12 protein-coding genes are annotated in these 13,300 nt (G+C 36.4%); 9 read left to right on the top strand and 3 right to left on the bottom strand.

The window, feature by feature from the left end; translation table 11 throughout:
- Positions 1 to 98 precede the first annotated feature (98 nt).
- The 3 genes from ND855_RS17535 to ND855_RS17525 all read left to right on the top strand — a co-directional run bounded on the left by ND855_RS17535 (position 99) and on the right by ND855_RS17525 (position 2,111).
- On the top strand, positions 99 to 545 hold the full coding sequence (locus ND855_RS17535; protein ID WP_265359523.1) for an SRPBCC family protein: 447 nt from the start codon (positions 99 to 101) through the stop codon (positions 543 to 545).
- 58 nt (positions 546 to 603) lie between these two features.
- Positions 604 to 966, top strand: coding sequence for a PLU-1-like domain protein (locus ND855_RS17530; RefSeq protein WP_265359522.1), 363 nt, complete (start codon positions 604 to 606; stop codon positions 964 to 966).
- Positions 967 to 1,049: 83 nt separating this feature from the next.
- Entirely contained in the window at positions 1,050 to 2,111 is a 1,062-nt protein-coding gene (locus ND855_RS17525) for a DUF1574 domain-containing protein (RefSeq protein WP_265359521.1), read from the top strand.
- Here ND855_RS17525 and ND855_RS17520 read toward each other — a convergent pair.
- A complete protein-coding gene (locus ND855_RS17520) occupies positions 2,065 to 3,573 on the bottom strand; it encodes a peptidase MA family protein (RefSeq protein WP_265359520.1) in 1,509 nt (502 codons plus the stop codon). The genes ND855_RS17525 and ND855_RS17520 overlap by 47 nt on opposite strands.
- On the opposite strand from ND855_RS17520, the gene ND855_RS17515 reads away from it, so the two are divergent.
- From ND855_RS17515 to ND855_RS17490, 6 genes are read left to right on the top strand one after another with little or no spacing between them, the layout of a single operon-like run.
- Positions 3,565 to 4,215, top strand: a complete 651-nt coding sequence (locus ND855_RS17515) for a hypothetical protein (protein WP_265359519.1) — start codon at positions 3,565 to 3,567, stop codon at positions 4,213 to 4,215. The two genes, ND855_RS17520 and ND855_RS17515, sit on opposite strands and share 9 nt — an antisense overlap.
- Before the next feature lie 34 nt (positions 4,216 to 4,249).
- On the top strand, positions 4,250 to 5,725 hold the full coding sequence (locus ND855_RS17510; RefSeq protein ID WP_265359518.1) for a sugar phosphate nucleotidyltransferase: 1,476 nt from the start codon (positions 4,250 to 4,252) through the stop codon (positions 5,723 to 5,725).
- Entirely contained in the window at positions 5,715 to 6,755 is a 1,041-nt protein-coding gene (locus tag ND855_RS17505) for an NAD-dependent epimerase/dehydratase family protein (protein ID WP_100715920.1), read from the top strand. Before ND855_RS17510 ends, ND855_RS17505 begins: the two co-directional genes overlap by 11 nt.
- A gap of 1 nt (position 6,756) precedes the next feature.
- Positions 6,757 to 7,479 carry a glycosyltransferase gene (locus ND855_RS17500; RefSeq protein ID WP_265359517.1) on the top strand — a complete coding sequence of 241 codons (723 nt, stop codon included), beginning with the start codon at positions 6,757 to 6,759 and terminating at the stop codon, positions 7,477 to 7,479.
- Entirely contained in the window at positions 7,452 to 9,017 is a 1,566-nt protein-coding gene (locus tag ND855_RS17495; RefSeq protein WP_265359516.1) for a hypothetical protein, read from the top strand. Before ND855_RS17500 ends, ND855_RS17495 begins: the two co-directional genes overlap by 28 nt.
- Positions 9,018 to 9,038: 21 nt before the next feature.
- Positions 9,039 to 10,253, top strand: coding sequence for an AZOBR_p60025 family cell surface glycopolymer formation protein (locus ND855_RS17490; RefSeq protein ID WP_265359515.1), 1,215 nt, complete (start codon positions 9,039 to 9,041; stop codon positions 10,251 to 10,253).
- Here ND855_RS17490 and ND855_RS17485 read toward each other — a convergent pair.
- Both ND855_RS17485 and ND855_RS17480 read right to left on the bottom strand, forming a co-directional pair.
- Complete coding sequence (locus tag ND855_RS17485; protein ID WP_265359514.1) at positions 10,250 to 11,722, bottom strand: PDZ domain-containing protein; 1,473 nt, start codon at positions 11,720 to 11,722, stop codon at positions 10,250 to 10,252. The two genes, ND855_RS17490 and ND855_RS17485, sit on opposite strands and share 4 nt — an antisense overlap.
- Positions 11,723 to 13,270: a S1C family serine protease gene (locus ND855_RS17480; protein WP_265359513.1), complete on the bottom strand. Its 1,548-nt coding sequence runs from the start codon at positions 13,268 to 13,270 to the stop codon at positions 11,723 to 11,725.
- Positions 13,271 to 13,300 lie beyond the last annotated feature (30 nt).

The raw sequence follows: 13,300 nt of genomic DNA, 5'->3' as shown, positions 1-13,300 counted from the left end.
AATCATTCCCAATGGAAGGGTATTATTTCCATCCATTGGGATTTTATTGCTTAAAAAACATCTTGCCAAACTAAGCTTCCAAACGTATTTCTCTGTCTATGAGAGAAACCAAGTCTATTTTTACATTTGATGAACCAATTGAACGTTTATGGTCAGCGGTCACCGTTTATGAAGTGTTAGTGCATTGGTTGGCAGATGAAGTACGTGGTAGGCCAAAAGTAGGAGGGGAGTTTTCTTGGACTTGGAAACTTGGACTTGAAGGAAATTTCACTTCACATGGAACTTATAAAAAAATAGAACCTCTTCGTGAACTTGTGATGGAGTGGAAAGACCATCCCGCAGGAGATGTTTTTTTACAATTAATTTTCGAATCTATCTCACCCAATCAATCCAGATTAACGATTGTTAATGGAGGATTCCCTGATAACGAATCATCAAATGTGTGGTTGGAAAGTGCAAAAGATGCTTGGGATGGACAAGCTGTCCTCTTAAAAGAATTTTTAAAACAGAATCCAGATATCAGCAAATTTATGAAAAAAACTTGATCTCTCGACCCTTTCTAAAATCCTGGTAAAAGTAAGGGTTGTTAAGGAGGGTTGGAAGATGGAATATCCTGAATTGGAATCTTATTTCCAGAAATTAACTGATATAACAGACCGTATCGCAATGATGAACAATCATTTTGATGCGACACCTGAGATCGACATACCACAGTTATCTGAATTGTTTGATGACATTCAATCAAAGGATTGGGAAAACACTGATAGAGAGTATTATGAACTCTTTACTAGTTATTTCACATTCCATGTGAAGACAGTGGAAGAAATCATCCAAGAAGCACGTGAAATCTTAAATCCAGAAAATAGAGAACACGTGAAAAAGTTAGTAAGCCACGTTCGTAAGGCTGATGATTGGTTCCTAAGTCTCAAAAAGAAACGCAAACTTGCTCGTACACAAGTAGCATAATCACTTACTCCCTCATTCGAAAGTCTGAGGGAGTTATCTCAATTCGCTTTACATTTTAATCCGTTTCCTTTCTCCTTTCAGATATGCTCAAGGCACGGTTCCTTTTTTATCCAGTTTACCTTTTGATTTTTTTGTTTTTAGTGGATTCTATTTTTAGGATCCCATACATCCAAACACTCGCCAAGATTGACCTAACAGCTGTTAATTATAAAGCCAAATCAGATTTTTTAGAAAAATTATTAAAAGAGAAACCCGGTGTAAACTCTCCTAAAACGAAAAAAATCATGCTGATTTTAGGATCTTCTCGTTTGTTGTATTTTGATTATGATGAGTTAGTATCTTTTTACCCTGATTGGGAAATTTACAATTTATCTTCGGCAGTCACAACTCCAGCCTATTACGATTTTCAACTCACAAAAATATTAGATGCAGGCATCAAACCTGACCTTGTGATCATGGAAACTGATCCAAACCAATTCAATCAAAACTCTGTTTTCAAAAGTTCGAATTTAACTTATAGTTTTGATTTAGGTTATGTTCTTTCTAATTTATCTTTGTTTGGAAAAGACCATGTTTCCTTTTACCTTGGTCGCAAACTTTTCGCAGTTGGAACATATAAACCTTATATAGACCAAATGTGGAAAAATTACAAAAATCCATATTTAGATAATGTGCTAGGAATGCACCAGTCAACTTATGATTATATAATTTCTCATAATGGGAATGGTTTGTCTCCCATTGATAATTACATGGAAAAAGATTCCAACGCCCTCCTTTTAACAAGCCATAGAACACTTGATTGGTTGTTTGCATCTTACCAAAGGAGTAATATGCAATTTGGATTTTATGAAAAAATTCTAAACCGATTGCAAGAAGAAAAAATCAAGGCAGTGATCGTATGGCCTTTGTCGTCTCCTGATTTTGAATCCTTGATGGAAAAAGAATCTCTTGTAAAAACATGGGAAACGGAAATTGATTCCATTACCAAAAATCATAACTATTCGATTTTAAAATTGAAACATGATCCTTCTTATAATTGTAATGCGTATGCTGATGGCGGACACGTCGCCAAAGATTGTTATAGAAGTTTAATGCGTTCTATTTTATTGGAATACTTTCGTAAGTATGAGCCAAATCGTTTGTAAATTCAATTCCACAAATTGGGGTCATCCCATTTTGAGTTGAATTTTCAATGACTGATTTAAGTGATCTAGGTTTGCCTGGATTTTGAATGGGGGTATCATCTTGTCCTGGGACGTATTTAAGGCTTGTATTGAATCCTTGGGGTGAGTCTGCCCAAAAAACAATTCCTTGTGAAATCCCTGTTAGTCGACCATAGTTCTTCCGAGTATCGGGAGCTGAAAAAGTAGGGGTTGCGGAAGTGTAAAAGTTTGCAGCTCCTTGTTTGATTGTCGTTTTACTAGTTGTTGGTGTCACAGGGTTTGAGACAAGTCGATTCAAACTAGAAGAAAGAGGGTATTTAGTCAAAACTCCTGACAAATCAACGGTTGTTGCTCCTTGCCCATCACTTGCGACTTGTTGGACAGAAGATACATTCCCAATCCCAAAACTCTGTGCTGAGAGAACTGCAAACAATCGAAAAAACATATCTGAATTTGTACTGGTTAGTACAGTTGAATCATAATTTGCACTGGTTTTGAATACATTCATAAGATTACCAGTGGCATTGGCACGAGTGCCACCAACCCCAATTACAGTATTACGAAAAAATTGTTTCCTTTGAGTATCATTCGTTCCGGAACTATCATAGAGGTATCTCATAAATACATAAGCAAAGGAATATTGTTTTAGAACATCCGAACTACTGCTATTCCAATCTAATAAGGAAACCCCGTTGATTCCGTCATCACATCTAGAGTCGTTTACACCTGAATAACAATCCAAACGACTTGTTTGCGGTCCATACCCAGCAATGTCACTTGCAACTTCACTTGTACCTTCATTGATCCACAATTCGTCTGATTGATTTGCTTCATACATCCTTGGGAATCTTAGTAAGTGTTGGAACTCGTGTGCTGCTGTTGATGCAAATGCATTTGGGTCTTTGGTATTTGCTGTGATCAGTTCCTTTCCATCTAAGTACAAAACTTCTGCAAAATTTGATCTCACCCGTAGTAGGAAATTATCTGGAAAATAATTTATAGGATCAAAATATCCTGCAACATAGGCGCTGTTAGCCGTTGCTCCATCTTTGATGTCCATCACTAATATTTTAACTTTCCCATCACCATCGACGTCACTCGGTGTTCCAAATGTTTCAATCAATTTGGGATATGTGATGGTATCAAAATCTTTAGCAAATTGGACTAAGTTAAAGTTTAACGATAAGGATTTTTCTTTGTACACTTCTATGTAGTTGCCAGAACTAACAAGTTCGACTGGAACACATACACTACTTTGAGTTCGCAAATCGCGTGCCCATAAATCAGGGCCAGAAAAACAATTGGCTCCCAGTAAGGAATACGCTCCAAGTAACAAAATGAGGTCATCATTTTTCCCAATTTCAGAATTAACCGGATTGCAATGTGAGAATGAAGTGATTAAAAAGAAAAAAGGGAGTAAGATTTTTTTTCGAAAATGCATCATAATTTAGCGATTTTACTTTTCCTTACTCTCTCCATTCTTTGGACGAATCCTTTTTATGGAAAGTCAATTGAAGGATTGTATTTTTCAGACCGTCAAACAACTGAAAACGGATACTTACTTTTAGGGATAGAAATTTTTTCTGAAAAGGGAAAGTCTTTTTACAATGCCCAAGAACTTCGGTACAAAAAAACCTTTGGTTGGGAAGAAGTATTGTTTGTAGGGAAAATGACGAAGGAAGGTGACAATTGGATCTTAGTTCCAGAAGCTTGTCAGATCCGAGCCAAAACGCTTTGGGATGCCAAATTTGCCCTCTTACGCAGGTTTGATTGTGACCATTTGGTATTCCACCTAAGGAAAAATGAAAAAGACCAGTGGGTGATCTCCGAATCCTTACTCGGTACCGAAACAAATCTTCCCTTCCGTTTCCGATTGGACCACACAGTTGGGAACCCTGTCGCCGTACAAATCCCTGACGCTCCTGAGGTTACGGAGGGGTTTTGGGGCTTCCATTTGAATGGTTTGGGGGGAAAACCACCCGCAAAAATTTGGAACCCTTCCAAAGGGAATTGGGAGTCTTTTTCAGGGTTCAAACGGAACCAGGAACTCCAATTCTACCAATGGAAACGATCCTTTTCTAATTGACCCAAACGTTCCTTCCAGGGACTTTCCTTTTACATTGAAAAAGATCAGAATTGGGGTGATAGCCGCAGCTGGAAAAGGCACAAGAGCCTACCCCCGCACTAGTTTTATTCCAAAACCCCTTTTTGTCATAGAAGGTAAAACCATCCTCCATCGAAACGTGGAGTTAATGGTCAAAACCTTTGGAATCGAAAAGGTATATGTCCTTGTGGGACATCTCAAAGAACAGATTATCAGTGAATTAGAACAAATTCGATTGGCACTTCCCAAAGTTGTGATCGAACCCGTGGATTGGACAGAACGAGGACTTGCATCGGATGTGGCCAGCCTCGAAAAAACGATCCGAGAGCCATTTTTAACTATTTTGGGTGATGAGTTTTATTACCGAACTGACCATGAAAACTTTTTAAAAGTTTTGAAAAAACATCCAAAAATGGCTGCTTCCATCGGAGTTGTCAAAACTTCTCTTTTGTCTCGTATTCGTAAAAATTATTCCGTTGTACTGTCTGAAGACAAAATTCTGAATTTGGTAGAAAAACCAGAAAATCCACCTAACGAACTTTTGGGATTAGGAAGTTATTTTTTTACACCTGAATACTTTGATTTTTTTAAAAAAACACCTCCTTCACCAAAATCGGGTGTCATTGAGATAACAGATGTTATCGATAAAATGGCAAAAGAGTCAACGGGTGGTGTATATGCAACGATGTTGAATTGTGAATACTTTAACATCAATTCAATGCAGGATTATTACCACGCTGTTTATGAAGTAAGAAATGATTTGTTTTCTAAGTTTAAAACTAGCCTTATCATTCCAACCAATAATCATGAACGTTCCATTACCGATGTGATTGTTGATTTTAAAGATAAGTTTAATGAAATCATAGTCATTGACAATGAATCAACAGATGATACTCTCTCGCTTGCAAAAAAAGAAAAAGTAAAAACATATACTTTCCCTGGTGATGGAGATCCTACTCGATTAGGTGAACAAGTGAGAAGGGGAATTGAATATGCAACGGGAGATATTTTAGTAGTTGTATCACCCGATGGATCTTTTCGTTCTAAAGATTATCCGAAACTTCTGGAATATATGAAGGATTCGGATATGGTTATTGGCACAAGAACCACAAGGCAGATGATAGAACAAGGCTCAAATCTAAAACCCTTGTATCGTTTGGTGAATTTACTGATGGGCAAACTTGTCGAAGTATTTTGGTGGGGACAAGAACCTAGATTTACAGATGTCGACTGCCAATTTTTCTCTGTTTGGCGAGAATCCTATGACCGAGTCAGATCACAACTTGTTGTCGAAGACAGAAAGTTTATTGTTGAGCTGATGATTGACATCGTTAGATCACATATGCGATGTATAGAAATTCCTGTGTCTTATTTTAAGCCAGTAGGGCAGATCGAATATCGTCTTCGAGATATGATTTCTGATTCATTCCAAATATTCAAATTGATATTATCAAAAAAGTTTTTCCTAGGAGAAAGTCGCGATGGCGAATAAAGTATTGGTTACAGGTGGATGCGGATTTTTAGGTTCGCATGTTTGTGAATTATTTCGTAAAGAAGGTTGGGATGTTGTCAGTTTTGATAACATGACAAAATATGAGTTAAAAAGAACTGGTTACGGATCTGATGCGACTAGAGATTATAATTGGAATTATCTCAAATCACTTGGTGTCACAATGGTGAAAGGTGATATCCGTAATCTTGAACATCTGATGGATCGAAGTGCCGATTGTGATTATATCATTCACACTGCTGCACAACCAGCAATGACGATCTCTTGGGAAGACCCAGAGCTTGATTTTTCAACCAACGTAATTGGAACTTTTAATGTGATGGAAGCAGCGCGGAAACATAAAATTCCTGTCGTAAACACTTCTTCTATTCATGTGTACGGAAATTCAATCAATGATAGCTTAAAAGAAGATAAAACCTCTTACGTCCGTGAGCCAGTCGAAATCCCTGTTACTCATCCAACGATGGTTGGCCAAATATCTCCTCTACATGCATCAAAAATGAGTGCAGAACATTATGTTCGCTCCTATACAGATATGTATGGAGTAAAAGCTGCAAGTTTTCGATTCACAGGAATTTACGGCGAACGTCAGTTTGGCGGTGAAGACCATGGATGGGTTGCTAACTTTGCAATTCGTTCTGTATTTGGATTACCACTTAGAATTTTTGGAACTGGCAAACAAACACGTGACATCTTACATGCTGAAGACGGAGCAAAGTCGTATCTTGAATTTTTCAAAAATCCAATCCCTGGTGTATACAATATCGGGGGAGCAAGCCCACATAAAATTTCCTTGCTAGAATGTATTACCTTAATTGGTGAAATTCTTGGGAAAAAACAGGAAATCCTTTTTGAAGTGGAGCGACCTGGTGATATGCGTTATTTCATTTGTGATATTTCAGAAGCAAAAAAGTTTGGATTCAATCCTAAAATTTTACCAAAAGAAGGTGTCACTCGTCTTTTGAAATGGATTGAAGCAAACAAAGACGTATTCAACATCGCTGGGAAATAAAATGGCTAACAAAACATTAGTGATTATTCCTGCTTATAATGAAGCCGCGACTATCGAAGAGGTGGTTCGCGGTGCCATCGTTTATGCTGATGTATCCGTCACTGATGATGCTAGTAAAGATGAAACTCCTGCTATTTTAAAGAAACTCCAAAAAGAATTTGGAACACGACTCAATGTAATTCGACATGAAAAAAATACTCACATACCTAAAGGGATTCAAGATGGTATGAAGTATGCTGTCGAAAAAAAATATGATTGGGTCGTTACAATGGATGCTGGTTTATCACATGATGCTGCCTATTTAAAAGACTTTATCCAATTCCCTAACTGTGATTTGGTGATTGGATCTCGGACTTCGACAGTCAATGTACCTTTGTACCGAAAATTCATTTCATGGTTAGCAGCTAAAGTAATGAATTATTGTTTATCGAATGGAGTTTTCAATTTATTTGGGAACAATCTTCGTGATTGCACAAGTGGTTATAGGCGATATTCAAAGCTGATGTTTGAAAAAATTGCATCCTATCCATTAGAGTCGGTTGCATTTGATTTTCATATGGAAGCTTTATCCATAGTTTCCAAAAACAATGGAAGTATAAAAGAACTCCCGATCAAATATGTTTTTTCGAACAGTAGTTTTAACCGTAAGGTACTAAAACTTGCGATCCAATTTGCAAAAAAACTTTTATTAAGAAAATGGAAACTGACTCCCGAGTACCCTTAAATCAAAATACACTCGGAATGAAATGGAAGGTATTTTTATCCACCATTGCGCTGTTATGTGCAATTTTTTTCTTTGACCGTATTTTCTTTTTTGATTTGTATTTTCTATTTCCGAATGAAACCGAGTGGGATTCCTCGCCTTGGTACAACTTTATTTACAAAACTAAAGAATTACAATCATCCAATGACAAACACAGAACCATTGTCACAGGAAGTTCTGTTGCCTTGTATTCGGTATTACCAGACGAACTGAATAAAAATGAAAAACTAAATACAAAGTATTCCTTTTTTTCGCATGTAGCAATGGCTCCAACGGATCTTTATTACTACAAAGAAAATTTACTTTCAACAAATCCAAATTTGGTGGTGTATCTACATAATTTTGCAGATTTACAATGGGAGTATTTGGCAAAGAATGGAGAGTCATTTTCATTTGATGAAAAAACATGGGTCAAAGAGTTTTCGTCTCGTTATCCGACAAAAACCATCTACCCAACCTCATATCTAAAAGATTATTGGAATGAAATAGATCGTAAATCATTATCGAAATTGGCAACAAAAGCCTTATTTTACGTAAGTCGTTACCGAATTTTCTTTTGGGATCCGATAGTTGTGTATATTGATAATCATTTTCGAAGTGGTAGGAAATACCATTTATACCAAGGGGTCCTACCAAAAGAAGGAATTTGGTCCAAGGGTTGGACAAAAACATCTGCAACGATGGAGTGTAAGGAACAGAAAGACACTGAATCTATTTTTGTTCAAAATAAAAATACAAAACTCCAGTTCCTTTTTTTCGAAAATCAACATACACTGATTAACAATGCACCGATTCATACACAAATCATCAACATTCAAAAATCAGGATGGCTAGACATTCGTTGGAAAGAATTAAATCCTTCCAATTTACCTTGGAGTATCGTAAAGATACAAATTCTTTCACAACTCCCGACTGCAAAAGAAGTCAACTTAATTCGTTATGGCAGAGATGAAGAAGTTGGGATTCGTTTGGCGCATTTTTTTTGTAATAGTATCCAAAATGAAAATCGTTCTTATTCAAGGGCAAGTTATTGGGATGATACTCGATTTGTTCAAATGTCAGTGGACGAGTTCAAAAAAGAATATTTTGAGCGAATGATTAGGGATGCTGGAAACCGACAAGAATTGTGGAGATTACATGTTGTCCGTGAAGCTAAAAAAAATGTAAACACGGTAAAATTCAAACCTTGGTCTGAGTACATTCGGATCTTAGAAATTTCAGAATTTTTCTACAAACATCATATTCCTTTTGTTATCGTCCTATCTCCTGAAAATCCAATTGAATTTGCTTTTTATAAAAATTCAAACTGGCGAAAAGAGTGGATCTCTCACTTAAAGGAGCAGTTAACAAAACGTGGACAAACAGTCATTGATCACACAGAAGTGATTTCAGATGTTCGTTATTTTTTTGACCCACACCATCTAACGTATGAAGGTGCAAAAATATACAATTCAATTTTTGAATCTTCCATTGCGCCAATCATCAGCAAAGAGAATTAACCTTTCCTTAGGAGAATCTAAATGATTTTGAAACAACTCAATCCTTTTTTTGAATACTTGAACACAAAACAGTGGTTAACCGTTAGTTTGTTTTTGATTTTATGGGGTGTATCGACACTTTCCTATTGGAAAAAGTACCAATGGAATCCAAGTTCGATGGTTAATTTTGGCCATGAATTTGCCTTACAAAATGACTCAGAAACTCCAGATAATGCCATTTTATTCAAAGGGGAAACTGGTGATTTGGGTGCAGGTTATGATGGTCAGATTTTTTACTATTTTTCCAGACCACTTGCAAATTTGAATTTAGATTGGCCAAAAGGATTCGATGAATCTTACCGTGCTCCTCGGATCGGTTATCCTTTGTTAATCGCCATCTTTGGTGTTTTTGGTAAAAGTTTTGCTATTTTTGGGATGTATTTTTGGAATATTTCTCTTATCCTAATCTCTTATTTTTTTCTACGAAAACTATTAAATGAAGAAACTAAACCATATGCGGTTTTGTATCTACTGAGTCCATTTGCGCTTGGTAGTTATTACGTGCTTGTTAGTGATTCCGTAATGGTTTCCTTACTCATCATTGCTTATTATTTTTATGTGAAGGAAAAATGGGTTCAATTTGTACTTTTGTCGAGTTTGGCAATCTTAACAAAAGAACCTGCTTTATTCCTTCTATTCCCACTTGGGTTACTTGCTTTGATACGAATGGATTGGAAACGAGTCATCGTCGTCGGATCAGTTCTTGTCATTCCTGTTTGTTGGCATCTTTATTTATCTTATAAGTTTCCAAATTGGAGACCTGGCCGCCTTACAGACTTTATATTGCCATTTGAAGGATTAATTTCTTATTCAGAATCGATATGGAGGCAATTGGCATCTGGTGGAAGTATTAAAGAATTAGCCCGATTGTTATCTAGATTCCCTTTAGTGGTTCTCTTTTTTTTGGGAGTGTTTCTACCATTTACAGGCAAAATACAAAAAGGTTGGGAGTTTCGAATTTCCTTTCTTCTTGTAATGTTTATGGTTGCTACGGCTGGGTATTACCATTTTTGGTCAGTTTATGAAAACGTATCACGCATGTTTACATTATCGATACCAATTTTACTCCTTTTGATGAATGAAGATCGACAAATTAGAAAACAGGAATATATTTTGATGACCTTATTAATCCTTGTTTTCTTTCTATTAAAAGTATTATTCATATCGAAACAAATGAATTTCCAAGTTGGGTTTTAAAAATTGGAATCAGATGGAATTTGAAAACTTTTTTTAGCTTCTTCATTCAATGAGCTGATTTCCTCTTTTTTGAAAATCAGTTCATAACCATCATTCATTGTAAATCTTATGTATGGTGACTCATTCTGGTTCACTATAGTACGTAAGTCTTCTAATGATGAAATCTCCTGGCCGTTTACTGATATTAACACCAGTTGGTGGGTCATGTGATAGGCTTTATTTCCTGAGAGTGGGACAACCTGTGATAAAAAAATCACTTTTCCTTCTTTGGAGTTCCTTTTGATTCGATAAAAATCATTTAAGTATAATAACTCTTTGCTGACTCGGTTTCTCCATTGATTCCCATGTTCTGTCAAATAATGTTCTGAAAGTTCTTGGAATATGATTCCAGCTAACATTAAATACTTTGGCATTTGAGATCTAGTATTCCCATGTGGAATTCGTATGGCTGTTTCGTTTAAGGGTTTGGATTCTATTTCTAATGTAATAGGTTTTTTGTTTCGAAACACTTTGATTTTTATTTTTTTTTCAAACGCAGAATCCGATTCATTTGTGTTATGAAACAAATAGGACATGTTTAATTTGCCAAATTTTGGATGATCAAAGTAACCTTTTGGATCTATTTTGAAATTTGATACTTCTAATATCACATCCTCTAATTTTAAAATTCCTTCTGCAGATGATCCAGGGTAAATTTCGGCAACGAGTACACCTAAATCGTCTTTACGTAGACCATAGTCATTCCGAGAGGCACTATCCACTAAAGGTTTGAATCGAAATCCTTTAAACGGAAATGATTTGCCATCGATGAAGTGTTTGATTGAAAATGAAGGGATCATTTTTCCCATTCCATTTTCTTTGAATTGGTATAAGATTCCTTGTGGGATACGGGAAGTAACATCTAATACAAGTTCACCAACCCCATCTAATTTTTCTTCGGATTGGATTTCTATGTATGGGTATTCCACATAACCGCTTGCATAGGAATCGATATCCATTCGGATCATTCTGAGTTTTTTCTCTTCTGAATTCCTTTGGTCCTTACTCTCCATCACTGTGCCAGTGCCAGGTAAAAATACTTCACTTTGAAAGATAACAGCTTTTAAATCTTTTTGAAAAGATAAGTCATTTAACTTAAGTATGGCGAGTCCTAAATCTGCATCGATTCGTTCAACTTCTGCTGTATAAACTTTTAAGGTATCGGGTTTTTTCACTTCTATATTAGAATAAAAATAGATCGCTTGCGCAGGTACAAGAATCCTGTTTTCACCGATATAAATTCCTGTGGACTGACGAATCTCTGGATTTTTGAATCTCCAAGGTTGAATATAATTAGGGTACAATACAGTGACTTTGATTTGTAAAATCGAAGGATCCTGACTGGCCACAGGCACTGGTTTACTTATGAGTGAGACAGAAAAACAAATTGAGAGAATCAAAAATGAGAGGATTGGTGATAAAAATTTCATTTATTTACCTTTGATATGGTTTGTTCGTTTGATTTGTTCGTCTGCTTTTTCAGATTCTTCTCGGTCCAAAATCATCGGAACTTGGATTCCATAAAAATAAATTTTGTAGGTTTTATCTTTTGAAGATTGCACTAAGTTTTTGAAATGATTCAGATTACGCACCTTCGTACCGTTAAATGATTCAACAACCATATTGAGATAAAAGTCAGAATGTGAGTTTGTGGGGTGGGGTAATTTACGGTATAATACAATATCTTCTGTTTCACCATCTAATAAATTCGAACCTTCATAAAATCGATACACAAGTAAACTTCCTCCTTGTGTTTGTCCAATTTTACTCCAAGATTCCAATAGATCTCTATTGACAGATTGGAATACGAGACCTCCCAAAAGTAAATAAGGGTAATCTGCGCCATACCTTGACCTTTGGTTTTCCATCTGCGGCATTTTTTTCGCAGGAAAACTCACTCGAATTTTTTTCTTCTTTCGAATGAGATCAAACTGGATTTCTTCTCCAGCAAATTTGTTATCTATGACTTCTAAAAAATCGATTGAGTTTGATTCTTTTAAATTTCCATTCCTTCCGATTTTGCGACCATCAATGGCTGTTAAATAATCGCCAGGTTGAAGGTATCCATCTGCAGAACCTTGTTTGTACACACGGGTGACAAATACACCTTCCTCTCCACTGGGGATTTCGTAAAAGTTTCGATGTGATTCGGAGAATGAATTTTGTGTTTGGATCCCAAGTTCCACATAACCGTCGTATTCACCATCTTCTATATCTTTTAGAAAATGTTGGATGACATTGGTTGGGATGATATAACCGATATTTTCACCCTTGGTTGATGCTTGGAAAGCAACACCAACTACTTTCCCATTTTGAAATGCAGGACCACCTGAATTCCCAGGATTGATTGCCGCATCAACTTGAACAACCAAATGGCTATCAATTTGAGAATGTGCATAACTAGATTGTTCAATACGAGAAACGATCCCTCTGCTGACAGAAATTTTACTTCCTCCAATGGGATATCCTATGATATCCACGGGGCTTGCGAGTTCAGGTAAACCACCTAACTCTAATTCCATACTATCGGTGTAAAAATTTTGATCTGGTACTTCTAAGATTGCTAAATCACAATCATGTGCAATATATAGAACCTTTACTTCGTACCATTCCGTTTGGTTGTTTCTCTGCGTTTCAATGAATTTTGCATTTGAAACAACATGTGCATTGGTAAGAATCCTGTTCTTTGAAATGATAAATCCAGAGCCTGTGGAAGCAGAGATCCCGGAAGACATCCAAGGTGAATAAGGATCTTTTGCTTGTGAAAATACGCGGATTTGGACTACAGATTTCCTCAATTCGTCAATGGATTGGCTGTTGGGTTCGGCAACGATCCTGGAGGAGAATAAAGTGAGAAAAAATAAAATAGTACTCGCAAAGCGAAGTGGGGAGGTTAAGATTTTTTTCTGATTCTGCATGAGTTTTTTTGAATCCATTTTATTCGGATCGGTAGCCTTCTTTTCGTTAATCACAGGCATCGTTTCCTTTAGAAAGAACCCTCGCACGGG

The sequence above is a fragment of the Leptospira paudalimensis genome, from assembly GCF_026151345.1.
Lineage (GTDB): Bacteria > Spirochaetota > Leptospiria > Leptospirales > Leptospiraceae > Leptospira_A > Leptospira_A paudalimensis.
This window is presented reverse-complemented; position numbering and strand designations above follow the sequence as displayed.